Raw genomic sequence first — 25,453 nt, 5'->3', positions numbered from 1 at the left:
ACTATTTTTTGGCTAGTAAGATGGCCGCTCGCTTTAAAATTTCGTTTTCTTCCTCCAAAATAGCGAGACGCTTTTCTAATTGCTTGACATCCTTTAACGTCTTTGACTGACCCTGAATCATGACTGGGGTAGCTTGCTTGACCCAAATAGCAATAGAATCTTTTGAAGGTCCAAATTCCTCTGCTAATGACTTAAGTGAACGTCCTTCTTGGTGAAGTTTAACCAGTGAATCTTTAAAATCTTGTGAATAACGAATTGACATAAAAATACTCCTATACTTTCATTTTACGGACTGAATAAAAGTAGTCCATTTTTTTAGTATAAGAGCAGTGTCTCAAAGCAATAACAAAATAGTAACGATTTTTTAGGCTGACGCCAAAACAGTGTAAGCTATTAATCGTTGTCCAATACAAACGAAAAAAGTAGGTGGTAAATCCAAAAATTGTAATTAATACGAATACATGGTATACTCATAAGTGTTAATAGAAACAGAGAGTTCTTTAACAAGTCTAGCAGTATACTTGTTTAATTAAAGTTTAATCGTATGTGTGATATATTTTGGCCGGTACAGAGAGACCGACAATCATTTTAAATATTATAGTAATTCCTTTAAATAAAAAATTTAGTTGTAAGATGTATATAAATTCTATCAAGAGCCTGTTAGGCTTTTTTTGTTGTCTTTTTATGCTTCAAACAATAATAAAAGCCCCTGACGTAGTTGTTGGAGACTTTTTTTATTTGTCTTAGTTGTATTGAACAATAGCTTGAGGTTCTGTTAATTTTAATTCAGTATTTTCCACTGCAAATCTGTATGACAGTTATTTTCCGAGAAAGTTATATTTTCTGACTTGAGAGAATTTATTCAAAACTTTTTCTTCTATTTGCTCAGCAACAATCATTCGCTGGAGTCTTTTTATTAAAAAGAATATAATATACAAAATTTGTAATAGACCCAGATGGTTCAGTAACAATGAGTTATTGACTTTATGAGTATATGAATTTAAATTATTATCCAGTAATATGAAGCCATGGATTTAATATAAACCACAAACTAATGAATAAGAAACCACCACTTTGCCAAGTCAAATGACCGTTTTTCTTTATTTCTAAAATAAGAGATACACCCGTTAAAATGCCCAACAATGATGAGCCAATTTTGGCATAAAGGCGATTATCAGTTATTATGGTTGCTGTCATTAAGGCAATTAGTATAGATAGGCACATCACTGTGATGAAAATTGTCTGTTTTTTTTCATGTTTGCCCCCTAAAATAGTTACTTATAGTAAAAGTATGCTAGCGTTTTAAACGCATAAATTTTATGTTGTTCACCATTTAATATGTGTTATAATTCGTGCAGTGTCAGTGAAGATTTGCCTTAAGGCTTCAGGTCATGATTAATGTCATGACGAGCTTTGTTAAGCGGTTTGCTATCTTGCTAAAACGCGTGGCTTAATAATTTAAAACATAAAAATGATAAATACTTTGCACGAGGGATAAGATACTTATCATAGTTAGTGCACTAGCAAAAGTAAACAGCCACCATTTTTTATCTTGGTAACTTTCAAAAGCCAGTGGAGCCAACAAGATAGGCAATATAACCCCCTGAATAAGTCCGACTATTTGTTGATTCAAGTTGAATGTGTTGTTGACAATCATTAATGCAAGAACAACGATAATTAACGTTAGTCTTAATTTCCAAAATCTTTTATTTATTTTCATAGTTTTATCTCACGACCACGGACGAGTTATTTATAAACAATCATAGCAGTGTACACAAAAAAAGGTGACGTATATTGTACATTTATGATTTCATAACCGTTCGCTTCTAAGTCAGATAAAGCGGCATTGATTTGATCTGCTAGTAATTGAGTTGACCACCAGTTTGTAATAATTTTTGTTCTCATTTATTTTCCCCAATTATGCTTTTAACGTGATTCAATGCACGTATTATGGATTATTATCATTTTGCCTTAAATAGTTAGCCATTGTGTCTAGCGCTTTAGCTATTAGTGATAGCAAAACAAGAGATTCGGCAACTTGATTTGATTCTATACGAGCGATAGTTACTCTTAAGAATTTAATCGTAAATACAACAGCCATTCGATAGTTGAGAGCACAGTATCTGAAAAATGAAAACCACAAGACGTTATTAATGACACTAGTAGAAGTTGATTATATCAGTTCTTTGTTGGAAGGACCAATATTTATAATTAATAAGTCAAATAAAAACTTTCACCCAGTTGCTAAAAGCAGGCTAGAAAGTATTGTGTTGTGAGATTAGTACCTCTGAAAAGGCATTTCATATGACAGAACATCGACAACCAAAGCACATACTTGTATTAAACAATTTTCGTGGATAAGTGCTATACTGCTTTAAAAAGGCGTAGGAAAATAAAATGAACGTGATCGTGCATATCGATGAAACAAACAAGTGGCCAACCGTATTATCTAATCTGTCACACTTATATGAACATTGGCAGCAAAGTCATGATGACGGGATAATTGAATTGTTGGTTAATGGTGAGGCGGTTACGCAGGTACGCCAAGACGCCGACATCAATTTAACTGACTTATATCGACGAGGCATCGATGTTGCGGTTTGCAACAATTCGTTACAGCAACGACAAATACTACCAAAACAATTACAAGCCGAGAGTCGTATCGTACCATCTGGCGTTGTAGAGTTGGTGAACAAACAACATCAAGGCTTTGCCTACATTAAGCCATAGCACAGTCGCATGACATTAAAAAAAGATCATCAACTATTATGATGTTGACGATCTTTTTTAATTGCGACCTCTTTATTATGGGCATGAGTCTGCAAGTGGTTATCAGTTGTCGAAATTGTCGACTCTAGTTTTGATACCGAAAGCCATAATGATAATGGCAATTAACAATAAGCCTACGAATAGACTAAAGACGCCACCAATACCTACTTTAATATCAAGTAACCAGCCGACTAAGAATGGGCCAATCACGGCACCCAAGCGGCCAACTGCTTGAGCTGAACCCATTGCAGTACCGCGAATAGCGTGTGGGAAGAGGCTAGGTGTTAAGGCGATAAGGATGCCCCAAGCACCTAAATCAAAGAATGATAATGCCGCGCCGGCAATTAAAATAATGGTAACATTATTGGCCAATCCAAATATCAGGCTAGCTAAAATTGTTCCCATAAGATAGCCGATGAGTAGTTTTTTGGGGTTCATTTTAGCCAGTAAATGCGCTGCTAAATAATAGCCGGGTAGCTGTGCGATACTCATAGCAAGTGTGTAGCCTAGCGAATGGACAATTGAAAAACCACGTAAAACAAGCACGCTAGGTAACCATAGGAAAATACCATAATAGGTCAACATCACAATGAACCAAACCAAACTTAGCATAATTAAAGGCCACTTGTGTTTTGGGGAGAAGAGTTGTCGGAAAGAAGCAGTATTTTGCTTATGGGTAATCGCATCATCGGGCAAATGTTTTCGTAAGACGAAAACGTACAACGCCAATACTGCTGTAAGTAGTGCAGCAATTCGCCAACCAAAGTGTGGGATGACAAAGAAAGCAATTAGGGATGCTAAAATCCAGCCATAAGCCCAAAAACTATCACTCAGCACGAGCATTTGTGAGCGTTTTGTGCCAGTATAGCGGTCGGCAATTAGTGCTGCAGCTACAGGCAATTCACCGCCGAGACCTATACCAGTAATAAAACGAATCGCCATGAACCAAGTGACATTTGGTGCAAAAACGAGCGCCAAATTACTAAGCGAAAACAAAATAAGTGTCCCCATTAGTATTTTCTTACGACCAAATCGATCAGACAGTTTACCGCAAAGTAATGCCCCAATCAACATGCCAAATGAAGTCATTGCACCGACTAAGCCGAGTTGCGTTTCATTTAATGTCCATTCTGTTTTGATGAGTGGCATCATAAATGACAGTATAGCGACGTCCAGAGCATCAATCATCCAAGCTGTGCCAACGATAAGTAGCAGACGTTTAGATTTGTCCATGACAAAATCTCTCCTTCCAATGCTAATAAAAGTTAATTTTACTTTTATTGGTTAAGGAGAACTATACACTATAATAAATCAATAAGCAACTGATATTTTTTTGCTGGCCGACCAGGCTTATTTTGACTACTTGAACCTACCGGAATCAAAATATGTTGATGGTTTCTAAGAAAGTTTGAGTTATCAGGCTCTTTTTTGCCAAAAATTTCAAAGACTTGTCGGGCTTGTTTTAAAGTGAATGCGGGTCCAAGTGTTAACAAGATAGTTGGTTGGTAATCCAGTTTGTTCACAATTCGTTGCGTAGCAACAGTGAGTATCCAGTTATGATCGAACGCGAGTCGGTGTTGCGGGTCGTTGTGTGTGATATAGTCATCAGCTAACAGCGTACGAAATAACAGCTCGCGATACTTAAACTGAAATAAACCAGATTTGTGTTTTTTTAATGTGAACCATTGGGCGTCTGTTGCTCCTGGGCCAGGTGTTAGCAGAGGCTCGACTGGTAGAAAAGTCATATAACTTAACGATAGCGCACGTTCACCAGGTGATCGGTCTGGCTCAGTGAATGTTGCGAGTTGCTCAGCGTGAATATTGGGTAAATCCAGCCCTAGCTTTTCTCTAACTAAGCGTAATGTGGCCTCATGAGCGCTCTCATCTACGCGCAGCCAGGTTTCTGGCAGAGCCCAAAAATTTTGGAACGGCGTATCTGCACGTTTGATGAGCAATAGCTTAACGGCTTGGTTGACAGCATCATAACACCAAATGACATTGGTAATTGTAATACGTGGTTTTTCTATAGCATTGTTTGTCATGGTTACCGCCTTTGATATGTAACTTTTGGTAGTGTAGCTTATCTCAATATTTTAACATTTTGTGTGTTGCAAATAGTTGGTTTGCGTGAAATGGAAACTAATTATTTCTATTGTTCGGATTAAAAAGTGCTACAATAAACGAGTCCAAGAGACAAATAAAACGGGGTAGATAGTTGTGCGTTAAGTGTGAAGGAAACGGAATGTGGGCCTTCAACGAAATGTTTTCGATATTGAAAACGTGCGATGCAACTGTCACATTCACCAAAATATATTTGCGGTGAACACTCCAATAGGAGGTTCAGAACAATGTTTGTTCAAAAAGTATCAGGGATTACCAATAAGTGGGTCCTGCCGAAGTTAGATAGTCGTCAACTAGTCGTCTTAGCATTACTGATGGGATTAGATTTAGTCTTGGGTAAGCTGACGATTGGTACGAATGTTATTAAAGTGGGCGTTGTGTTTATTGCCATATCCCTTATCGCCAAATGGTATGGGCCTTTGTGGACGATGTTGATTGCGTTGGTATTAGATGTCGTTAATATTACAATTGTTAACCCCACGGGTGTCTTTTTTATCGGATTTACGGTATCAGCCGTCTTTAGTGCGTTAGTTTATGCATTAGGTTATTATCAACAAGATTATGTTGGTTGGCTGCGTATTATCCTAGTTGTCGGGGTAATAACCCTTGTTGTTAACATCTTTTTAAATACAGTGTGGCTGTTTATCATGTATTCCCATGTGCATAATATGACTACTTTTATGACTCTGTTAGGGCCAAGGTTTGTCAAATCCGTCATTGTTTTCCCAATTCAGGTTTTGATTACTTACGCTGTTCTTAATAATGGGGCTGTAAAACAAGCAACAAAAAAGATATTTATGTCATAATATTGGAAACGGCTGTCGCCGTTTTTTTATTGTTATCAAAATAAACCAATGGTAGAATGGACAAAACGAATTGAGTTTTATGGGGGATTAATATGACAGCTTGGGCAGCATTAGTCGATTTTTTTAAAAGATACGCCACATTTCGGGGGACCAGTTCACAGCGTGCTTTTAATTGGGTGACATGGTTTTGGGGTGTAATCTATTTATGCTTAATGTGTGTTGTTGTTATGGTTGCAGGATTAGGTACTTTCTTTGGCAAGCGGGGTAATGTGGCAACCGAGAGCTCACCGTTAATGGGTACGGTGTCATTTTTAATTGTTGTCTCCGCAATCATTGCAGTGATTGTCTTCATACCCAATATAGCGTTATACACACGTCGTCTGCATGATGCTGGGTTTTCTGGTTGGTGGCAGCTGATACCAATGGGATGCTATGTTGCTTTCGCTGCCTTAGTTATTATCTTTCATGTTGATAAGGCGAGTTCGAGTTATAATTTAATCAGGTGGATTCCTGTAAGTGTCAGTATTATTTTTTCGTTATGGCTCACCTTTGCTAAAACAAAATTTAATAGCCCATATATTTAAAAAAGTGCTTGGTTTTATACCCAAGCACTTTTTTAATTGCCTCGAACATCGCCATGAACCAGGTGTTTAAAAATATATTTATCAGCCCAGGCAATATTACGACCTTGGAAAAGAAACGAGACAATTGTGCCAATACCAAGGGCAACAAACTGGTGTGTAAATAAAAATGTGATTAAGGAAATAGCAATAGCTACTATGAAATTGCTCATCTGTGCTTTTGAAGCATTGCCGTGAAAGTAATCAAAACGTAGAATGTTTGTCAAATCGTCAAGGGGATGCAAAACCCAGTTCACACGTTGATAAATTGAGATGGCAACACCTATATTCCAAATAGCAAAGAAATCAATCGGCAAACGTAACCACCATGGCAAGGTATGTATCCCTAAATTAATAAATAGTGAAGAAAACAAGCCAACCAAAAAACTAAATGATAGGCCAAAAGCCACATTTCCCAGTAGTCTAGGCCAATTGAAATTCATGGCTAGAAACATATTGAGAAAAGCAACTGCTATGGCAAAAAGAGCTAGAAAAATTCCGATTTGCCAGCCAGTTAGATTTGCTAAGTTAGCAGCACCAGCAGTCCAAGGGGCAGATCCCATATCGGATGCAACACTTAAACCATTACCGAAGGAATTAATGACGAGGGACACAATAAAAAAACTGATTTTTTGTTTTAATCCCAGTTGATAAAATTGACCATCAATGTAATACATATATGTCTCCCGTAAATACTAATAGTTTTATTTTATACCAATGGCAGTTAGCAAGGGTAAAATTGTTTAACGATTTATGTTTACTTTTTCACAAAACGGCGTATATTGTTAAGTGTAGATATAAAAAAATAAGGAAGATATGTGATTATGACAAAAGTAGCATTAGTAACAGGCGCTGGACAAGGCATAGGACAAGCAATTGCAGAACGATTGGCAAATGATGGTTTTAAGTTGGCACTTGTTGGTCGTCATTTAGATAAAGTGCAAAAGGTAGCAAGCGAGATTAATCAACAAGGTGGCGAAGCTATTGCGATTAAAGCTGATGTCGCAAAGCGTGATGAGGTTTTTGCAGCTGTTAAGGCAACAAAAGCAAAGTTTGGTGATTTCTCCGTTATCATCAACAATGCTGGTGTAGCACCAACAACCCCTATCATGGCGGTTACGGAGGACGATATGAACTGGACATGGGGAATTAACGTCAACGGTGTCGTTTGGGGCACACAAGCTGCTACCGAGGCCTTTAAAGCATTAGGACATGGCGGTAAAATTATTAATGCCACATCACAAGCAGGTGTTGAAGGCAATCCTAATCTAACGGTTTATGGTTCAACTAAATTTGCTATTCGTGGCATTACGCAAACAACAGCTAAAGAACTAGCAGAGTTTGGTATTACCGTTAATGCTTTTGCACCGGGTATTGTCAAGACGCCTATGATGTGGGATATTGCTCATGAAGTTGGGCAAAATGCGGGTAAAGATGATGAATGGGGCATGGCGCAATTCTCTAATGGTATCGCATTGGGCCGTCTGAGTGAAGCCAAAGATGTGGCTAATGTTGTTAGTTTCCTAGCAGGGGATGATTCAAACTATATCACTGGTCAAACGATTATCGTTGATGGTGGTATGGTATTTCATTAATAATTAAATAACTTGAATAAAAAAGCAGTTAAATGACATTGATCATTTAACTGCTTTTTTATTGTCATTACAAACTTTCTTCGTTGAGAATACGATAAGCCATAGCTTCAGTGAGAATCATATCTGTTATAAGTTTGCCGCGAAGTGCTCCGACAACGGGTCGAGATTTTGATTTACCACGCACCAAACAGATACGTCTTGGCACTTTCATAATTTGATTAACGGGTAGGCCAACAATTTTATCATCATCTTGATTCAAAAAATGGCCATGAATATCGTATGGGCGACCGTAAATCATCCCAGCAATATCACGGAAATTGATAGTTGGGAAAATGCCATTTAGATTGTTGCACCAAATTGGAATAGATTCCAGTGAGCGCAACGTACCCAAGCCGGTAATTAACGCATCCATATTATTTGCTACAGCCAGTGTATTTTGCAGGGAAGGTTCAGAATATAGTCCCTGTCTAACGATGTCATTCAAAATATATAGTGGTGCTGGTAAAGTCAAAAATTCACCCGAAACTTTTTTAGCCGCACGTTCAACCATACGTATTGAGCCTGCAGTTGAGTTATATTTCATATTTTCACCTAAAAATTGTGTGAATTTAACCCGTTCTAAAGGCGTACTTTTGAGGCTATCAATCATACTATATATCGTTTCACCCCAAGTTAGGCCAATCACTTTATTATTATCTTTGAGTAATTTGTCAACTAAGTTCGCCGCATAATTTGATAAATGTTCTGACGTCGTAATGTTATTGATATCGTCTTGCACAACATAGAAGCTAATATCAGCATACTTGTCTTGTAAAATGTGCTCAAGTTGTGCATTACGATGAGAATTAGCGGTTATTTCAATTTTTACAATGCCTTCTTTTACAGCTTCGTTAAGATATTTATTTACTAAGTAACGACTAATATGATATTTTTTTGAGATGTCGCCAAAGGGTCGTTTGTTCAAATAATAGTCTTCAGCAATTTGAGATAGTAATTCATGTGAACTCATATTTTGGTCCTCTGCTGCTATTGTACTAAATTTTTAATATTGAAACAAACTGTTTAAAAAATACGATTCATTTTAAAAAATTAAATTCAAAAATATTCATTCGTTTTAAATATTTAAAAAATCGTCTATTTATAAAAAAATATTTAAAAAATATCAATAAAAATCGTTGACAGTACCATAGCCTCTTACTAGAATAGGGGTTGTTAATTAATGTACATGTACAAAACACATGCTACAAAAAGAAAAGAGGCGTAGCTATGGTAAATATGGCAGAAGTTTTATCGATTCATGAAGCACACACAGGTGTATTGGATATTGAATCTAAGTTTGATATTACGACACCGTCTGAGTTGAGTGAAGCGTACACACCAGGGGTAGCTGGACTAGCAAAACTCATTGCTGCCGATGAGTCACAGAAGAAAGCTTATACAATGAGCGGAAAACTAATTCCTGTGATTACTGATGGGTCAGCCGTTTTAGGGCTTGGTAATATTGGTCCCGCAGCAGGATTACCTATTGTTGAAGGAAAGGCTTTAATTTATAAAAACTTTGCGGATGTTAATGCCATCCCAATGGCTTTAAATCAAGTGAGTGTGGATGAATTTGTTAATTCGGTTAAAGCAATGGCCCCGTCATTTGCTGGGATACATTTAGAAGACATTGCAGCACCACGAGTATTTGAAATTGAACGCCGATTGAGTGAAGAACTTAACATACCGGTATATCACGATGATCAAACAGGAACAGCAATTGTTGTACTGGCAGGATTGATTAATGCCGCCAAGGTTGTTCATAAAAAATTATCAGAACTCAAAGTAATTATTAATGGCGTTGGTGCTGCTGGCGTGGCTACCGCAAAGATTTTAATAGCGGCGGGTATGACTAAGATAACCTTGATTGATGTCCATGGTGTTGTTTCACAAAATGACGATAGATATAACAGTTATCAACGTGAATTAGCACGAAAGGTTTCTCAAGCAGCTGGCGAAACATTGGACGACGTCATCACTGGACAAGACGTGTTTATTGGCTTATCAGATGCGCACGTTTTATCGGGGGAGCAGGTTGCAAAAATGGGCGTACGGCCAATCATTTTTGCACTAGCTAATCCCGTTCCAGAAATTTTACCCGAAGAAGCGCTTGCTGCTGGGGCTAAAGTTGTTGCAACAGGTTCATCACAATGGCCAAACCAAGTTAACAATGTGCTGGTATTTCCTGGCTTATTCAAAGGATTATTGGCCAGTGGCTTAAAGCATGTTGATATGGCATTACAGGTACAAATTGCAAAAGCTTTAGCAAACATGATGACAGATCCAGACGAAACACATATTGTGCCAGGTGTATTTGGCAAAGGTGTTGTTTCTCAAGTAGAGGCAGCAGTTTTGACCTACGCTAAACAACACAAAGAGGGTAGCTGATGGTTGATATCATACGGGATATTAATCTAAATAACCCAACGCAGCGGCAATATTGGCAAACATTTTTATCTGAACTAGATATTGATAATTTTAATGAAAAAGAATTAATAGGGATTGAAAAAATAGTTGGTCTATTTGACGGTGAGCGCCTAGTGGGGACTGGCGCTATCGCAGGTAAAGTATTGAAATATATCGCCGTTTGCGACCGTGGGGCAACCTCTAAAGGGGCACGATTTAATCAGGTCATGACAACTTTGGAAAACTATATGGCAACACTTGGTCGTTTTCATCATTTTGTGTTTACAAAGCCGCGATATATCGCTAGTTTTAAACACATTGGATTTGGTGTATTGGCTGAGTCTAGTCTGGGGGCGATTTTAGAAAAAGGGTTGCCTGATGTCCATAGCTTTATACGGCAGTTGCCACAAATGGGAAATCAGACCTCAAGAATAGCTGCTGTTGTCGTTAACGCTAATCCTTTTACCAGGGGACATCGTTATCTCATTGAAAAAGCGGCCACAGAAAATGATTTTGTTTATGTTTTTGTGGTTGCGCAGGATGTTTCTCTTTTCACAACGGCTGAACGCCAAATGCTTGTTTCAAAAGGTGTAGCAGATTTGAAGAATGTGGTGGTCGTCAGTGGGGGTGACTACATGGTTAGCTATCTCACCTTTCCTTCTTACTTTATTCATGATGAAACGACTGTTATTGATTATCAGACAACTTTGGACGCACGTCTTTTCAAAAATATTATCGCACCGGCGCGACATATTACCCGACGTTATGTTGGTAGTGAACCCCTATCTGAAACAACGGCACATTACAATCAAACATTGGCACGAGAGTTCGATGACAGTATCGAACTAACAATCGTACCACGATTAAATAGTCAGCGACAGGTTGTCTCAGCGCGTGCCGTACGAGAAGCTATTGCAACTGATAACCGCCAAGTTTGGACGGAGATGGTACCAGAAACGACCGCGCTGTTTATATCAGAAAATATTACCGCGCTACAAACGCGCATTAGAAAGGGACAAAAAATTGATGGAAATTAAAAAAACTGCGATGGCAGGAACGTTAGAATCTTCTGATGTACAAATTATGTTGAGTCAAGGGCGCGATGGGATTACTTTCGATTTAGTCTCAGATGTTGCAAAACAATTTGATGATGCAATCAAAGCAACAATTACGGCAGTTTTAGCACTGTATGGTGTCGACAATGCTGAGGTAAAAGTTGTTGATAAGGGTGCCTTGGATATGGTGATCAAAGCACGCGCTATGACAGCTGTGCAACGGGCATTAGACCTAGCAGATGAACCAAATTGGGAGGTAATGTAATGGCTACGGAAGAAAGATTACGCCGCACCATGATGTTTGTGCCAGGAAACAATCCGGCGATGGTTAAAGATGCTGGTATTTTTGGGGCAGATTCAATTATGTTTGATCTAGAAGATGCGGTTTCATTGGATGAAAAAGATGCGGCACGTTATCTTGTTTATCAAGCACTAAAAACAGTGGACTATGGGGATGCTGAGCTGGTAGTACGTATTAATGGCTTAGATACACCTTTTTATCAAAATGATATTAAAGCTATGGTCAAGGCTGGGATTGATGTGATTCGCTTGCCCAAAGTGGAATCAGTTGAAATGATTCAAACGCTTGAAAAGTTGGTTATTGAAGCAGAGAAACAGTTTGGACGAGAGATAGGTTCAACACAACTCATGGCCGCAATTGAATCGGCACGTGGTGTGGTTAATGCGAATGCAATTGCTATGGCATCAACACGTATGATTGGTATTGCATTATCTGCAGAAGATTACACAACGGATATGAAAACGCACCGTTACCCCGATGGCCAAGAATTAAGCTATGCACGTAACGTCATTTTACATGCAGCACGAGCAGCTGGTATTGCAGCGTTTGACACGGTCTTTACAGACTTAAATGATGAAGCTGGCTTTTATCGTGAAACGGAGCTTATTCATCAGCTTGGTTTTGACGGTAAGTCACTCATTAATCCACGGCAAATTGACATGGTGAACAAAGTTTACGAACCATCTCAACAAGAGATTTTAAATGCACAAAATGTGATTGCTGCAATTGAAGAAGCTCGTCAAAAAGGGTCTGGTGTCATTGCAATGAATGGGCAAATGGTTGACCGTCCTGTTGTACTAAGAGCAGAACGTGTGATGCGACTGGCAAAGGCCAACCACTTAGTTGATATGGAGGGAAATTACATTGAAAAATAAAGTAGCACGTGACATACCAGATAATATTTTAAAGCAAATGACACGCAAGCCTTTCAACGGTGTGACGTATGGACACCCAATAGCGCAAAGGGTTGCGCCCAAGGTTCGTGCAACCACTGGGCGTGATAAAGTTTTGTCATCAATTGACGAAGTTGTTGCCAAGACTGTCGCTGATGGGATGACAATATCATTTCATCATCATTTTCGAGAAGGCGACTACGTCTTTAATCAGGTCATGCGTAGCATTATTGATCAGGGATACCATAATTTAACTTTAGCACCGTCTTCTTTGACAAATATTATGAACGACATTGTTGTAGAGGCAATTAAAAAGGGCGTTGTTACCAATATTACGTCTTCGGGTATGCGAGGTTCGTTGGGGGAAGCAGTATCACATGGCTTACTTGAAAATCCGGTAGTCTTCCGATCACATGGTAATCGTGCACGCGCCATTGAGCAAGGTGAGATTAAAATTGACGTGGCTTTTCTTGGTGTACCCAATTCAGATAATGCTGGCAATGCGAATGGCATGGACGGTGATGCGGCGTTTGGCTCACTTGGTTACGCTTTAATTGACGCGCAATACGCTGATACTTTGGTATTGGTAACTGACAATATTAAAGCTTATCCTAATACACCAGCTTCTATCAAGCAAACACAAGTCGATTACATTGTCAAAGTTGACGCTGTGGGAGATCCAGAAAAGATTGGTTCTGGGGCAACCCGTTTCACAAAAGATCCTAAAGAGCTAAAAATTGCTAAAACAGTGAATGATGTCATCATCAATTCAGTTTACTTCAAAGAGGGTTTTTCATTTCAAACAGGCTCTGGTGGTGCTGCTTTGGCGGTCACACGTTTTCTTAGACAAGCTATGATTAACAATCAGATTAAGGCATCATTTGCACTTGGTGGCATCACAAAACCGACAATTGATTTACTGAATGAGGGCTTAGTGGCACGTGTGATGGATGTGCAGGACTTTGATAAAGGCGCTGCTGAGTCCATGAAAGATAATCGTCAGCAACAAGAAATTGACGCGTCTTGGTATGCAGATCCAGCTAATAAAGGCGCTATGGTTGACCAATTAGATGTGGCGATTTTGTCCGCTTTAGAAATTGACACACAGTTTAATGTGAATGTTATGTCTGGATCTGATGGCATTATACGTGGTGCTATTGGCGGCCATCAGGATGCAGCAACAGCTAAATTAACTATTATCTCGGCACCGCTTGTTCGTGGCCGTATTGCAACTATTGTGCCTAATGTTACAACTGTGATTACACCCGGTGATTCGATTGATGTGGTGGTGACTGAAATTGGCATTGCTATTAATCCAAAACGGCAAGACTTAATTGAACAACTGTCGCATGTCCCTGGATTACCAATTTATACCATTGAGGCTTTGCAGCAAAAAGCCGAGAAAATTGTCGGACAGGCTAAACCTCTAGTATTTACAGATCGTGTTGTAGCTGTTGCAGAGTATCGTGATGGCACAGTGATTGACGTCATCAAAGCCGTTAAAGACTAGACTAAAACGAATCGAAAGATTCGTGTACATAAAAATAAGTGAAAGAAGACAAATAATGAATATCTTCCAAGATGGACAACCTATTGATCTAGAGACAGTGCTCGCCAACAAAGACTGGCGAACTGCATTTCAGACGCAATTAGAAAAACAATATCCGGACGATGTCGTTGTTAGTGTCAAATTGAATATACCGGGACCCATTAAAAACAGCCCAGGATTACAACAATTATTTCAGCAAGGTTTCAATCGGTTGCGTATGATGCTAGGGCGCCTTCATGTGAAAGATATTAAATTTTTTGTTGCACGGCCCAGTGGACCAGAAACCTTCCTGATTGTTAGTGAAGACATTACCACAGTTAAACGTGTCGCAGTATTGTTTGAGTCTGATATGCTGACTGGTCGCTTATTTGATGTTGATGTTATGGCTTATCATAATGAAAAGCAATTATCACGTCAGGCGTTGGGTTTACCTGCGCGGCAGTGCCTAATATGTGATAAAGATGCCAAAGTATGTATGAAGTTGGGTGCGCATACGTTAACTGAAGGTTATCAAGTCATCAATCAACTGTATAAAAAAATGGCCACAACACCATTACGTATCTGGCCACAAACGCAAGCAGCAGTTGTACAATATGCGCTATCTGCTCTTCTTTATGAGGTGAGTGTCAATCCGAAACCTGGATTGGTTGATCCAGTTAGTAATGGTGCTCACGATGACATGACTGTTTTTACCTTTATTGATAGTAGCTTAGCTTTGACTAATTATTTTAATCAGGCTTATCGTATCGGGCTGGATTATTCAGGAGGTGAACTCACATCAATGTTTCAGATGCTCAGGAAAGCTGGCATCGCTGCTGAAAAGCAAATGTTTGTGGCGACACATGGGATTAATACACATAAAGGCGCCATATTTTCTTTGGGTATTTTGGTTACAGCCATTGCTTACATTAGTCGTCAGGGTGTGGCTTCGCTACAGCAGTTACAACAGGTTGTCCAAGGGATGTTGCAAGGTATTGTGACACAAGATTTAAACCACAGTTTTGGAAAACGCGTACTAACCGCTGGCGAAAAGCAGTATCAAGCCTATCAATTAACTGGTGTGCGTGGCGAAGCTGCTGCTGGATTCCCGACTGTAATGGCCATTGCTTTGCCCTTCTTGCAGCAAGCTTCAGGTACCACTAACCAAAAATTACTCGATACGTTGATGGTCATCGCTGACAATATTAACGATACCAATTTGATTAAACGTGCTGGCACAATCGCTATCATACCGGAACTAAAACAATGGATAAGCCATTATTTTGAGCTAGGTGGCAGCGTCACGCCAGAAGGCCTGTCATATTTGTATACGCTTGATGAACATTTTATGACACGCAACTTGAGTATAGGCGGTGCAGCAGACAATCTAATCCTAACTACTTTTCTGGCAAAGATGGGAGGTATCTTGTAATGCACTTTTTAACAAGTGACGGGGTACAACTAACTTATACCGACGAAGGCACTGGGGATGTTGTGATTTTATTGACAGGATACTCAGGCATCAAAGAGGAATGGTATGAGCAGACAACCTATCTACGTAATCAGGGATTTCGCGTCATTACATTGGATTGGCGTAGTCATGGTGCTTCAACACGTACGACTAAAAATCTGCGCGTCATGCGACTAGCGGCAGATCTTAATGAATTGATTCAAAAAACAGCCGTCAATAATATGATCATGATAGGGCATTCTATGGGAGCCAGTATCATTTGGGCATATATTACGATATTTGGGCAAAAGAACTTAAAAAGCATTATTACGATAGATGAATCGCCTAAACCAATTAATGATGCGCATTGGCAATCAGGATTACAAGGCTTGAATTGGGATAATTTTTGGCTGATGTCACCGCATATATTAGATCGACCGATGACAATATGTGAGATACCAAAAAATTTGCGACGACGAGTAGAAAAACAACGGTCAGCATATCCCTTCAACAAAGAAATTGGGTTTGAATTACTAGTCGATCATTTAATGCAGGACTGGCGTCGCGTCATACATCAAGTGCAAGTGCCTCAACTTTTTATTTTGTCGGTGGACTCGGGATTATGGCAAGGAAATTACAGGAAATTTTGTGAAAAAGAAAACAATATTGGAATAAGTGTAAAAAGTATTGCACATGCTGGGCATTTAGTTCATATGGAAAAACCAAGCATAGTAAATGCTTTTATATCAGACTTTTTGTTTAAATCAATGAGATGAAGTTAAGTGGACTATCAAAGGCGGTGATTTTTATAAAAGCAAGTTTATATTTTTTTATCTATTATTGTGAATTTTGTAACTAATTTAAAAATAAATGGAGACATCAAGTCATGGGAAACAAGCAACAAAAAAATATTAACCAATCATCTGATTGGCGCCAAAAATTAGCAAGGTTAGACAATATTAAAATTAGTGGCATAGGCCTAGTTGCCTATATTATTATGGCTGTTCTATTAGTGGTAGCTATTCGGACGCACACTTTACCGAATAATATGATTGGCGCCATTTTAGCGCTAGTTGTTATGGGACATGTTTTTTACTATATCGGGGCCAAACTACCGATTTTCCGTTCATATTTAGGCGGTGGTTCAGTTTTTACCATTGTTACGGCAGCAGTTTTAGCTGCTTCTGGTATTATTCCACCCGATGTTGTTAAAACTGCATCCGGTTTTATTAACACATCCGATTTTCTAGATTTATATATTGTATCGTTAATTGGGTCATCTATTTTTAGAATGAATCGTAGTTTAATCTTAAAGGCAGCAGTTCGCTTTTTACCAGTGGCCTTTTTATCCATGGCAGTGACATTTTTTGGTGTAGGACTTGTTGGTTTGTTGATAGGTGAGGGCTTTAGTCATTCTGTATTGTATGTCGGGATGCCGATTATGGCTGGGGGTGTCGGTGCAGGTATTGTGCCCTTATCTGGTATTTATGCGCATGCATTTGGTCATCCAGCTAAAGTGATTTTATCGCAACTTTTTCCTGCCGTTATTTTTGGTAACTTGTTGGCTATCATTAGTGCGGGGTTAGTTTCTAAAATATTTATGACGAGTAAAAATAATGGGCATGGGGCCTTGTTGAAGACCAATGAAACTGAAACAAAGCAGGCAACAGAAGTATCATTAGACTATATGCAAATTGGTGTTGGTCTAACGATGTCAGTGGCATTCTTTGTATTGGGTACTTTGCTGAACAAGCTAGTGCCACAAGTGAATGCTTACGCTTTTGTTATCTTGACCATTGTGTTGATTAAATCGTTAGGTTTGTTGCCCAAGTATTACGAAGACTCTGTGATTATGTTTGGTCAATTGGTAGTTAAAAACATGACACATGCCTTGTTAGCGGGTGTCGGTTTGTCATTATTGAATATGAAGTTATTGATGGCAGCACTTTCTTGGCAGTTTGTGGTATTGTGTGTTTCAAGCATTATTATCATTTCATTATCAAGTGCAATTTTAGGTAAATTATTTGGTCTTTATCCAGTTGAAGCTGTGATTACGGCAGGATTAGCTAATAACAGTATGGGCGGTACAGGAAATGTTGCTGTTTTAGCAGCATCAGACCGTATGAATTTAATTGCGTTTGCACAAATGGGTAATCGAATTGGTGGGGCATTAATTTTGGTTGTCGCCGGTATTCTTGTGAGTTTTATGCACTAAAAAGTCTAAAGATTAGCATATTTTTAGGCTTTTTTTGTATACAGGCACAGAAAAACGATTATTCGGGCAATCCTTTTCACCTGAAGCGATAACAGCAAAGCAATTTACTAATAAGCATTATTATAATAACATTGGAGAACTAAGCAGCTATCAACCAGTTACCCTATGCAATTTTATTAAACAACTACCTAGGAACCGTATGATTCATCTAGATCGTGGTTGGTCCCATTTATCTGAGCTATTAGCTGTGCTAGATCATTTTCCCAACCAGCAACAGCAGTTTGTGATTAAAATAAAACCAAAAGCAGAACAGATAGCCACTTTGCGTCAGCACAGAATAAAGTATATGACGGTTGTGATTGTTAATCATGACAGTGAGTTGCAGTATATTCTCAATCACTTGACTGACGAGATTAATATCATTGGTATTGAATTAGTGGCTACTAATCTTTCAGATTCGCATGTACAGCTAGATGTCATTAAGCATATCAAGGCTTTGGGATTAACTGTAATGATTAATACGTTGACTTTAAATACTACCACGTCACTTTTTGGGACGCTAGATGATGATAACGCTATATTAGCATCGCCATTAGCATCGCCAGAAAATATTTGGCAGGAAGTTATGATAAATTATCAACCTAATATGATTAATACCGACTGGGCGCCATTATTAAGTCAGTATCGTCGGCAGTTAGAACATTAAAAACCTACCTTTTAATGGGCAGGTTTTTTTAGCTGTTTCCTGCAATAAAAGGAGCCATTTCCTTCATATTGTTTATTAATGCACAATTAATCACTTATTATAAAAGCGCTTACAAAACGCTTTATATAAGCTATTTAAGATAAATAAATAAAAAACTTGCTTTTTTCAAAGGGGTGTTATATACTTATATTGTTAATAAATGAGCAAACGATAAAAGGAGCATTAATTATGGTAGAAGCAACAACAAAGAAGCCAGTCAAAAAGGTTTTGACGCCCGAAGAAAAAGCGGTATTACAAACTCAGGCAGAAAAAATGACGGCAGAACTAGTTGAAAAGTCACAAAAAGCTTTAGCTGAGTTTTCAACATTCACGCAAGAACAAGTGGATAAAATTGTTGCAGCAATGGCATTAGCTGGATCAGAAAATTCATTGTTATTGGCTCACGAAGCACACGACGAAACTGGTCGTGGTGTTGTCGAAGATAAAGACACCAAGAATCGTTTTGCATCTGAATCAGTATATAACGCTATCAAATATGACAAGACCGTTGGTGTTATTAATGAAGATAAAATTCAAGGAAAGGTTGAATTAGCTGCGCCACTTGGTGTTTTAGCTGGTATTGTGCCAACAACTAACCCAACATCGACAACTATTTTCAAGTCAATGCTCACAGCGAAGACACGTAATACAATTATCTTTGCTTTCCATCCACAGGCACAGAAATCATCATCACATGCTGCACAAATTGTTTATGAAGCAGCCTTAAAGGCTGGTGCACCTGAAAACTTCATTCAATGGATTGAAAAGCCATCAATCTATGGCACAAGTGCGTTAATTCAAAATACGGGTATTGCATCAATCCTAGCAACTGGTGGCCCATCAATGGTTAATGCAGCCTTGAAATCAGGTAATCCATCAATGGGTGTTGGGGCAGGTAACGGTGCAGTTTATATTGACGGTACGGTAGATACTGATCGTGCTGTTTCAGATTTGTTGTTATCAAAGCGTTTTGATAATGGTATGATCTGTGCTACAGAAAACTCAGCAGTTATTCAAGCTTCAGTCTATGACGACGTGTTGCAAAAGTTGCAAGATCAAGGGGCTTACCTCGTACCTAAAAAAGATTACAAGAAAATCGCGGACTATGTTTTTAAGCCGAATGCTGAAGGTTTTGGTGTAGCAGGTCCTGTTGCCGGCATGTCAGGCCGTTGGATTGCAGAACAAGCTGGCGTTAAGATTCCTGAAGGCAAAGATGTTTTGCTGTTTGAATTGGATCAAAAGAACATTGGCGAGGCTTTATCATCAGAAAAGTTATCACCATTATTGTCAATTTACAAGGTCACAGAACGCCAAGAAGCAATCGATACAGTACAAGCATTGCTGAATTATCAAGGTGCAGGACATAACGCAGCGATTCAAATTGGCTCACAAGACGATCCGTTTATTAAGTCATATGCTGACGCCATTGGGGCATCACGTATTTTGGTTAACCAGCCAGACTCAATTGGCGGTGTTGGTGATATTTATACAGATGCCATGCGCCCATCATTAACGCTTGGTACCGGATCATGGGGGAAGAATTCATTGTCTCACAACTTGTCAACATACGATTTACTCAACATTAAAACTGTGGCACGTCGTCGTAATCGGCCACAATGGATTCGTTTGCCAAAGGAAGTTTACTATGAAGCAAACGCAATTACCTACCTGCAAGACTTACCATCAGTTAAGCGTGCCTTTATCGTCGCCGACCCTGGTATGGTAGAATTCGGCTTTGTTGGTAAGGTTTTGAGTCAACTTGAGCTTCGCCAAGAACAAGTTGAAACGAACATTTATGGATCAGTTAAGCCAGATCCAACATTGTCACAGGCTGTTGACATTGCCCGCCAAATGGCTGATTTTAAGCCCGATACAGTGATTTTACTTGGTGGTGGTTCAGCCTTAGATGCCGGTAAGATTGGTCGCTTCTTGTATGAATACTCAACGCGTCATGAGGGTATTTTATCAGATGAAGAAGGTATCAAAGAGTTATTCATGGAATTGCAACAAAAGTTCATGGATATTCGTAAGCGTATTGTTAAGTTCTATCATGCACGTTTGACACAAATGGTGGCGATTCCTACGACATCAGGAACTGGTTCAGAAGTGACACCATTTGCCGTTATCACAGATGACCACACTCATGTGAAGTACCCCTTGGCTGATTATGAATTGACGCCTGAAGTGGCTATTGTCGATCCTGAATTTGTCATGACAGTACCAAAGCGTACAGTAGCCTTTTCTGGGTTGGATGCTTTGTCACATGCCTTTGAATCATATGTATCAGTCATGGCTTCAGAGTTCACACGACCATGGGCATTGCAAGCAATTAAGCTAATTTTTGAAAACCTCACAACATCTTACAAGTATGATCCAAAGCAGCCAACCAAAGAAGGACAGAACGCACGTACAAAAATGCATTACGCTTCAACTTTGGCAGGTATGTCATTTGCCAATGCCTTCTTAGGCATTAATCACTCACTTGCACACAAAACAGGTGGTGAGTTCGGTTTGCCACATGGTTTGGCCATTGCGATTGCAATGCCACATGTGATTAAGTTTAATGCTGTAACAGGTAACGTTAAGCGTACACCATACCCACGCTACGAAACTTACACAGCACAAAAGGACTATGCAGACATTGCGCGTTACTTAGGTTTGCAAGGGACGACAGATGCTGAATTGGTTGACGCCTTAATCGTAGCGATTAAAGCATTAGCAAAGTCGGTAGAAGTTGACCAAACATTGTCAGGAAACGGAGTTAAAAAAGCTGACCTTGAAAAGAATATCGATCAATTGACTGACCTTGTATATAATGACCAGTGCACACCTGGTAACCCACGCCAACCAAGTTTGGCTGAAATCAAGCAATTATTGATGGATCAACTTTAAAATGTAGATACATGTAAATTTTTCAGAAAGCAAAAGAAATTTTGCTTTTTTGTTTGCATTTCTTTTTATCCGTGTATATAATATATCCATAGATAAAATAAGTACACGAAAAAGAGGCGTTTTATGAAGTTTTGGCAAAGTGCAGAGTGGCAACGTATTAGTAAATTACGTGGTCTGAAATTATTGCTTGTTGGGATTGCGGTTATCCCAAGTATTTATGCAGTGATTTTTTTGTCTTCCCTATGGGATACCTATGGCAAAATAGATAACCTACCGGTGGCCGTTGTCAACAATGATCAAGCAGCCGATATTAATGGTAAAACACAGCATTTGGGACAAGATTTGACCGATAAACTGTTACGGGAAAAGCCTTTGAAACTGAGTGAAGTGTCCTCTCAGAAAGCAAAAGATGGTTTAAAGTCAGGTAAATATTATATGACAATCACGATTCCTAGTGATTTCACTAATAATGCTGGCACATTGCTCAGCAACAATCCTAAATATGCTAAAATTGATATCGCGCAAAATGCCGGCCAAAGTTTTATTGCTGAAAAGATGACGAGTTCGGCTGCGGATAAGATTAAAGCGAGTGTGAATCGCTCATTACAGCAAGTTTATAATGAAACGATTTTATCAGCAACAAAGTCGTCGCAAAAAGGTTTCCAAGCGGGCGCTGACGGGGCAACACAACTTAATAATGGTCTCGGTCAGTTAGCAGATGGTAGTCAGAAGTTAAACGATGGGGCCCAGGCGCTGACGAATGGGTCATCAACATTAGCAGGTGGTTTATCACAGTATACGAATGGTGTGTCACAGGCCAATACAGGCTCTAATCAGTTATCTAATGGCGCTGGTGCCGCGGCAACTGGCGCAAATCAGCTCGCTTCCGGAACATCTCAACTCGCACAGAACGCACCGAAACTTGCAGCAGGCAGCCAACAATTAGCTAGTGGCGCGCAAGAATTAGCTCGCAAATTACAAGAAGTAAGCGACGGGATTACGACAGGACAGACTAACGGGGCGGCACAAATTAAGCAATTAGAGGTTGGTTTAGCAACTTTAACGCAACAAGTCAATAACATCCAATTGCCGGAGAATGCAATTGATAGTAACGGGCTGACACAGGCTGGTACGGCGTTGCAAGACGGACTAACAGGGGCTGGCGTTGATGCACAGAAAATAGCTGAATTAATGAAAGATCCTGATTTTCAAACTTTCCTAGCAACTCACCAAAAGTTTAAGCAAGATTTTGGTATTACCGCGCAAAGTTTACAAGGCCATCTTGCCAAAAGTGGTCAAGCAGCAAAAGCATTGCAGACTAATTTAACTCAGTTGCAAGCATTAATACCGCAATTAGACGCGTTTAAAAAACAATTACCACAGCTTAAAGCCGGCATGTCAGCTGTTCAAGCCGGTAATCAGCAAGCCATTACCAAGTTAAATGGGAGCTTAACGCAAGTGAGCCAGTTGCTTTCTCAGCAATTTGTACCCGCAGCTAACCAATTGGCCAGCGGCGCCGAACAATTAAACAACGGGCAACAGCAGGTTAGCTCAGCGTCAGCGCAACTCAACAATGGCGCAAACAAGCTAGCTGATGGAAATGCACAGTTGGCAAACGGTCTGAATCAACTTAATGGTGGATTAGGTCAGTTAGTAGCTAAAAATGGCGAATTAAATGCTGGTGCAGGTCAGCTTAATCAGGGCGCACAGCAACTCACAACAGGGACTCAACAAGCTGTGTCAGCACTCGGACAGGCGCAAAATGGAACACAAACATTGGCGCAAAAACTTGCTGATGGTGCCATTAAATTAGACAAAGTGCATAACGATAAGGCTAATGTTAGTGCACTGACACAGCCAGTTAAAAGTAACCAAACGAACCTTTCTGAAGTAGACAATAATGGTACAGGTATGACGCCATATATGATGTCTGTTGGTCTGTTCGTTGGTATGATTACATTCAGTGCAATTTATGATTTCGTGACGGTTGCTAAACGACCAAAAAATGGTTTTGCTTGGTGGGCAGATAAGCAAACTGTGAATATGCCGGTATGGATTGCGCAAGCCATTATTATTACAACCCTATTGTTACTCGTTGACGGGTTACAACCTAAAAATGTTGGGATGCTATATCTCACAGCCTTGATTGTAGCCTTTGCCTTCAATCAACTTGTCTTACTATTTAGTATTATGTTTGGTAAGTTGGGATCTGGCCTAATGATTATTGCGTTAGTACTGCAGCTCAGTGCAAGTGCTGGTTCTTATCCAATAGAACTATCAAATAATTTCTTCCAAACGATTCATCCTTGGGTACCGATGACGTATTCAGTGCATGCATTCCGTGAAGTGATTTCTATTGGTGGTAGTGTCACAAATGACTTGATTATCCTACTTATTGTTGGTATTGTATCTATGGTATTGACTTGGGGCGTTTACCAGTGGAAGTTAAAGCATAACCCACTATTTTGGGGTGGTGAGGAATTAGTAACTGACTAGAGTTGGAGAAAATTATGAAAATGTCAAATGCTGTTGAGCAAAGTTTAGTTGTATTGGTCATGCTGGCATTACAAAAAGATGAATTACCTATCAAAAGTTACTTATTAAGTAACCGTTTAGAGGTATCAGAGTCTTATTTAAAAAAAACAATGCGTAAGTTAGTGGTTGCAGGTATTGTACAGGCCATTGCTAGTAAAGAAGGCGGTTTTAAACTAGCCCGTTCGATTGCTGATATTACGTTACTAGATGTGTATGAGGCTATTGAAGGTGATGGCAGTTTTATACATTCCACACAACTTGCAGACCGTATTTTTTTGAATCAAGCTTCTAATAAGCCAGTTGAAGATGTACAACAAGCGTTGGAAGTCGCAGTTGATGATGTGTTAACAGTTTTTAATGATGCGGAAGCTGACTTTAAGAAACGACTACAAAATTATACAATCGCTAAATTGTTACAGCATATTAATGTTGATGAATTTGGTAAAATTGACTGGCGACAAGCCATGGTGAAATAACGGCGTATGCGCCGTTATTTTTTTTGAGTTTCAATGTAAATGGTTAGTTGGAAGACGGTGTAACCGCTTTCAAAATGTGTTATGATAGGCCATATGTTAGTTTGGAGGTCATTATAATATGTCATACATGCCAGGAAATCTTACGAGTGACGCTTTTAAACACGAAATTGTCCAGCATGAGTCCTTACATTTGCCAGTACAATGGCTCATTCATGAAAGTGATCGCCTGCAACAAGACGTACCAAAGCATTGGCATGAAGAGCTAGAGTTAAGTTTGACTGTCAATGGTCATATTGATCAGTTTACAGTCGATGGACGACCTTATCACACCAAAACGGGAGATGTGTTGGTCATTAACTCAGGCAGTGTGCATAGCGTCCCGATACAAAAACCAGGAACAGAAGCTTTTACTTTATTTTTTAATCCTGATTTTTTACGCGCGGCTTTGCCTCAGGCTTCTGAGATTGTTTTTGCTACGCACCCAAATGATGTCAGTGCTGTTGAGAGTACCGAGTTAGTCGATTATTTATATGCAATGCATTATACTGTCCGCCATGATCCGATGAATTATTTGAGAATTACGCGGTTAGCCTACGATATTTTAGATGAGCTGGTGATGCATTTTTCCAATCGTGAATTTGGGATTAACCCACATCTTATTCAGACTGTTGATGAACGACTGTATAAAATCTTATTTTATATCAAGGCACACATTTATAATGGGTTAACGGTAGCAGCGGTAGCCGAACATTTCGATATTTCGACAAGTTATTTATCTCGCTACTTTAAAATCAAGTTGCAAATGTCACCATTGGCTTATTTGCAGGCTGTGCGTTTAAATAAAGCTTACCAATATTTGATGAACACGAATAAATCAATGAGTTGGATTTCTGATACCACTGGTTTTGGTGATGTTAAATCTTTTGAACGACTTTTTAAGAAAAAGTATGGCACCTCACCTAAGAGTTATCGTCAGCAGTTCAGAAAGTGACTTAAAAACAGTAATA

Annotated in this window: 24 protein-coding genes and 1 riboswitch; of the genes, 17 read left to right on the top strand and 7 right to left on the bottom strand. The window is 39.2% G+C overall.

Translation table 11 applies throughout. The features are described from left to right. Position 1: 1 nt before the first annotated feature. The 3 genes from FAZ25_RS02640 to FAZ25_RS02630 all read right to left on the bottom strand — a co-directional run bounded on the left by FAZ25_RS02640 (position 2) and on the right by FAZ25_RS02630 (position 1,905). Positions 2 to 262, bottom strand: coding sequence for a transposase (locus FAZ25_RS02640; protein WP_050884923.1), 261 nt, complete (start codon positions 260 to 262; stop codon positions 2 to 4). A 746-nt stretch (positions 263 to 1,008) separates the two neighbouring features. Next, complete coding sequence (locus FAZ25_RS02635) at positions 1,009 to 1,197, bottom strand: hypothetical protein (RefSeq protein ID WP_227005672.1); 189 nt, start codon at positions 1,195 to 1,197, stop codon at positions 1,009 to 1,011. Between the two features lie 549 nt (positions 1,198 to 1,746). Then, positions 1,747 to 1,905 (bottom strand): hypothetical protein, encoded by a 159-nt coding sequence (locus FAZ25_RS02630; protein ID WP_162837889.1) that lies wholly within the window; start codon positions 1,903 to 1,905, stop codon positions 1,747 to 1,749. Positions 1,906 to 2,397: 492 nt separating this feature from the next. Here FAZ25_RS02630 and FAZ25_RS02625 point away from each other — a divergent pair, with 492 nt between their 5' ends. Beyond that, positions 2,398 to 2,730: a DsrE family protein gene (locus tag FAZ25_RS02625; RefSeq protein ID WP_048801857.1), complete on the top strand. Its 333-nt coding sequence runs from the start codon at positions 2,398 to 2,400 to the stop codon at positions 2,728 to 2,730. A 102-nt stretch (positions 2,731 to 2,832) separates the two neighbouring features. On the opposite strand, the gene FAZ25_RS02620 is transcribed toward FAZ25_RS02625, so the two are convergent. Both FAZ25_RS02620 and FAZ25_RS02615 read right to left on the bottom strand, forming a co-directional pair. Continuing rightward, positions 2,833 to 4,002 carry an MFS transporter gene (locus tag FAZ25_RS02620; protein WP_048801856.1) on the bottom strand — a complete coding sequence of 390 codons (1,170 nt, stop codon included), beginning with the start codon at positions 4,000 to 4,002 and terminating at the stop codon, positions 2,833 to 2,835. Between the two features lie 68 nt (positions 4,003 to 4,070). Next, positions 4,071 to 4,811, bottom strand: a complete 741-nt coding sequence (locus FAZ25_RS02615) for an NUDIX domain-containing protein (protein WP_004906211.1) — start codon at positions 4,809 to 4,811, stop codon at positions 4,071 to 4,073. 159 nt (positions 4,812 to 4,970) lie between these two features. Further along, a riboswitch (THF riboswitch) is annotated at positions 4,971 to 5,077 on the top strand. Between the two features lie 40 nt (positions 5,078 to 5,117). Between FAZ25_RS02615 and FAZ25_RS02610 the strand changes: the two genes are divergently transcribed. Together FAZ25_RS02610 and FAZ25_RS02605 are read left to right on the top strand one after the other, a co-directional pair. Beyond that, positions 5,118 to 5,696, top strand: coding sequence for a folate family ECF transporter S component (locus tag FAZ25_RS02610; RefSeq protein ID WP_004908191.1), 579 nt, complete (start codon positions 5,118 to 5,120; stop codon positions 5,694 to 5,696). Positions 5,697 to 5,788: 92 nt separating this feature from the next. Further along, positions 5,789 to 6,280, top strand: a complete 492-nt coding sequence (locus FAZ25_RS02605; protein ID WP_048801855.1) for a DUF805 domain-containing protein — start codon at positions 5,789 to 5,791, stop codon at positions 6,278 to 6,280. Between the two features lie 32 nt (positions 6,281 to 6,312). Here FAZ25_RS02605 and FAZ25_RS02600 read toward each other — a convergent pair whose 3' ends face one another. Next, positions 6,313 to 6,993 carry a hypothetical protein gene (locus tag FAZ25_RS02600; RefSeq protein WP_004902448.1) on the bottom strand — a complete coding sequence of 227 codons (681 nt, stop codon included), beginning with the start codon at positions 6,991 to 6,993 and terminating at the stop codon, positions 6,313 to 6,315. A gap of 147 nt (positions 6,994 to 7,140) precedes the next feature. Here FAZ25_RS02600 and FAZ25_RS02595 point away from each other — a divergent pair, with 147 nt between their 5' ends. Further along, positions 7,141 to 7,911 carry a (S)-acetoin forming diacetyl reductase gene (locus tag FAZ25_RS02595; protein WP_004906216.1) on the top strand — a complete coding sequence of 257 codons (771 nt, stop codon included), beginning with the start codon at positions 7,141 to 7,143 and terminating at the stop codon, positions 7,909 to 7,911. A gap of 67 nt (positions 7,912 to 7,978) precedes the next feature. Here the strand turns inward: FAZ25_RS02595 and FAZ25_RS02590 are convergent, their stop codons facing one another. Then, positions 7,979 to 8,920, bottom strand: a complete 942-nt coding sequence (locus FAZ25_RS02590; protein ID WP_048801854.1) for a sugar-binding transcriptional regulator — start codon at positions 8,918 to 8,920, stop codon at positions 7,979 to 7,981. Between the two features lie 257 nt (positions 8,921 to 9,177). Here FAZ25_RS02590 and FAZ25_RS02585 point away from each other — a divergent pair, with 257 nt between their 5' ends. From FAZ25_RS02585 to FAZ25_RS02525, 13 genes are all read left to right on the top strand, one after another. After that, on the top strand, positions 9,178 to 10,338 hold the full coding sequence (locus FAZ25_RS02585; RefSeq protein WP_048801853.1) for an NADP-dependent malic enzyme: 1,161 nt from the start codon (positions 9,178 to 9,180) through the stop codon (positions 10,336 to 10,338). Further along, positions 10,338 to 11,393: a [citrate (pro-3S)-lyase] ligase gene (gene citC, locus FAZ25_RS02580; RefSeq protein WP_040189736.1), complete on the top strand. Its 1,056-nt coding sequence runs from the start codon at positions 10,338 to 10,340 to the stop codon at positions 11,391 to 11,393. The genes FAZ25_RS02585 and citC overlap by 1 nt, the downstream gene beginning before the upstream one ends. Beyond that, positions 11,383 to 11,676, top strand: coding sequence for a citrate lyase acyl carrier protein (citD, locus tag FAZ25_RS02575; RefSeq protein WP_004908609.1), 294 nt, complete (start codon positions 11,383 to 11,385; stop codon positions 11,674 to 11,676). The genes citC and citD overlap by 11 nt, the downstream gene beginning before the upstream one ends. Continuing rightward, positions 11,676 to 12,587, top strand: coding sequence for a citrate (pro-3S)-lyase subunit beta (gene citE, locus FAZ25_RS02570; protein WP_048801852.1), 912 nt, complete (start codon positions 11,676 to 11,678; stop codon positions 12,585 to 12,587). The genes citD and citE overlap by 1 nt, the downstream gene beginning before the upstream one ends. Further along, the gene (gene citF / locus FAZ25_RS02565; protein WP_192269773.1) at positions 12,577 to 14,115 is read left to right on the top strand and encodes a citrate lyase subunit alpha; all 1,539 of its coding nucleotides are present in this window, start codon (positions 12,577 to 12,579) and stop codon (positions 14,113 to 14,115) included. The genes citE and citF overlap by 11 nt, the downstream gene beginning before the upstream one ends. Positions 14,116 to 14,170: 55 nt before the next feature. After that, positions 14,171 to 15,565, top strand: a complete 1,395-nt coding sequence (citG, locus tag FAZ25_RS02560) for a triphosphoribosyl-dephospho-CoA synthase CitG (RefSeq protein WP_048801850.1) — start codon at positions 14,171 to 14,173, stop codon at positions 15,563 to 15,565. After that, complete coding sequence (locus FAZ25_RS02555; protein WP_048801849.1) at positions 15,565 to 16,359, top strand: alpha/beta fold hydrolase; 795 nt, start codon at positions 15,565 to 15,567, stop codon at positions 16,357 to 16,359. The genes citG and FAZ25_RS02555 overlap by 1 nt, the downstream gene beginning before the upstream one ends. A gap of 110 nt (positions 16,360 to 16,469) precedes the next feature. Then, entirely contained in the window at positions 16,470 to 17,798 is a 1,329-nt protein-coding gene (locus FAZ25_RS02550; protein ID WP_004904591.1) for a 2-hydroxycarboxylate transporter family protein, read from the top strand. A gap of 34 nt (positions 17,799 to 17,832) precedes the next feature. Next, positions 17,833 to 18,504, top strand: coding sequence for a glycerophosphodiester phosphodiesterase (locus tag FAZ25_RS02545; RefSeq protein WP_227005673.1), 672 nt, complete (start codon positions 17,833 to 17,835; stop codon positions 18,502 to 18,504). Between the two features lie 228 nt (positions 18,505 to 18,732). Then, on the top strand, positions 18,733 to 21,435 hold the full coding sequence (adhE, locus tag FAZ25_RS02540; protein ID WP_004908583.1) for a bifunctional acetaldehyde-CoA/alcohol dehydrogenase: 2,703 nt from the start codon (positions 18,733 to 18,735) through the stop codon (positions 21,433 to 21,435). Positions 21,436 to 21,558: 123 nt separating this feature from the next. Continuing rightward, positions 21,559 to 23,931 (top strand): YhgE/Pip domain-containing protein, encoded by a 2,373-nt coding sequence (locus FAZ25_RS02535; RefSeq protein WP_040189742.1) that lies wholly within the window; start codon positions 21,559 to 21,561, stop codon positions 23,929 to 23,931. A 14-nt stretch (positions 23,932 to 23,945) separates the two neighbouring features. Further along, on the top strand, positions 23,946 to 24,446 hold the full coding sequence (locus tag FAZ25_RS02530; protein ID WP_004899654.1) for an Rrf2 family transcriptional regulator: 501 nt from the start codon (positions 23,946 to 23,948) through the stop codon (positions 24,444 to 24,446). Positions 24,447 to 24,564: 118 nt separating this feature from the next. After that, positions 24,565 to 25,437: an AraC family transcriptional regulator gene (locus FAZ25_RS02525; protein ID WP_004904580.1), complete on the top strand. Its 873-nt coding sequence runs from the start codon at positions 24,565 to 24,567 to the stop codon at positions 25,435 to 25,437. The last annotated feature ends 16 nt before the right edge of the window (positions 25,438 to 25,453 follow it).

Origin of the sequence: Leuconostoc sp. LN180020 (assembly GCF_014844115.1) — a bacterium.
GTDB classification, from domain to species: domain Bacteria; phylum Bacillota; class Bacilli; order Lactobacillales; family Lactobacillaceae; genus Leuconostoc; species Leuconostoc citreum.
The sequence above is the reverse complement of the archived record's forward strand: the minus strand, read 5'-3'. Positions and strand labels throughout refer to the sequence as shown.

Coding starts and splice junctions, on each gene's coding strand:
- FAZ25_RS02615 (WP_004906211.1), bottom strand. CDS start 4,811: ATGACAAACAATGCTATAGAAAAACCACGTATTACAATTACCAATGTC.
- FAZ25_RS02605 (WP_048801855.1), top strand. CDS start 5,789: ATGACAGCTTGGGCAGCATTAGTCGATTTTTTTAAAAGATACGCCACA.
- FAZ25_RS02530 (WP_004899654.1), top strand. CDS start 23,946: ATGAAAATGTCAAATGCTGTTGAGCAAAGTTTAGTTGTATTGGTCATG.
- FAZ25_RS02595 (WP_004906216.1), top strand. CDS start 7,141: ATGACAAAAGTAGCATTAGTAACAGGCGCTGGACAAGGCATAGGACAA.
- FAZ25_RS02525 (WP_004904580.1), top strand. CDS start 24,565: ATGTCATACATGCCAGGAAATCTTACGAGTGACGCTTTTAAACACGAA.
- FAZ25_RS02590 (WP_048801854.1), bottom strand. CDS start 8,920: ATGAGTTCACATGAATTACTATCTCAAATTGCTGAAGACTATTATTTG.
- FAZ25_RS02585 (WP_048801853.1), top strand. CDS start 9,178: ATGGTAAATATGGCAGAAGTTTTATCGATTCATGAAGCACACACAGGT.
- FAZ25_RS02550 (WP_004904591.1), top strand. CDS start 16,470: ATGGGAAACAAGCAACAAAAAAATATTAACCAATCATCTGATTGGCGC.
- FAZ25_RS02625 (WP_048801857.1), top strand. CDS start 2,398: ATGAACGTGATCGTGCATATCGATGAAACAAACAAGTGGCCAACCGTA.
- citC (WP_040189736.1), top strand. CDS start 10,338: ATGGTTGATATCATACGGGATATTAATCTAAATAACCCAACGCAGCGG.
- FAZ25_RS02635 (WP_227005672.1), bottom strand. CDS start 1,197: ATGACAGCAACCATAATAACTGATAATCGCCTTTATGCCAAAATTGGC.
- FAZ25_RS02600 (WP_004902448.1), bottom strand. CDS start 6,993: ATGTATTACATTGATGGTCAATTTTATCAACTGGGATTAAAACAAAAA.
- adhE (WP_004908583.1), top strand. CDS start 18,733: ATGGTAGAAGCAACAACAAAGAAGCCAGTCAAAAAGGTTTTGACGCCC.
- FAZ25_RS02535 (WP_040189742.1), top strand. CDS start 21,559: ATGAAGTTTTGGCAAAGTGCAGAGTGGCAACGTATTAGTAAATTACGT.
- FAZ25_RS02620 (WP_048801856.1), bottom strand. CDS start 4,002: ATGGACAAATCTAAACGTCTGCTACTTATCGTTGGCACAGCTTGGATG.
- FAZ25_RS02630 (WP_162837889.1), bottom strand. CDS start 1,905: ATGAGAACAAAAATTATTACAAACTGGTGGTCAACTCAATTACTAGCA.
- citE (WP_048801852.1), top strand. CDS start 11,676: ATGGCTACGGAAGAAAGATTACGCCGCACCATGATGTTTGTGCCAGGA.
- citG (WP_048801850.1), top strand. CDS start 14,171: ATGAATATCTTCCAAGATGGACAACCTATTGATCTAGAGACAGTGCTC.
- FAZ25_RS02610 (WP_004908191.1), top strand. CDS start 5,118: ATGTTTGTTCAAAAAGTATCAGGGATTACCAATAAGTGGGTCCTGCCG.
- FAZ25_RS02640 (WP_050884923.1), bottom strand. CDS start 262: ATGTCAATTCGTTATTCACAAGATTTTAAAGATTCACTGGTTAAACTT.
- citD (WP_004908609.1), top strand. CDS start 11,383: ATGGAAATTAAAAAAACTGCGATGGCAGGAACGTTAGAATCTTCTGAT.
- FAZ25_RS02555 (WP_048801849.1), top strand. CDS start 15,565: ATGCACTTTTTAACAAGTGACGGGGTACAACTAACTTATACCGACGAA.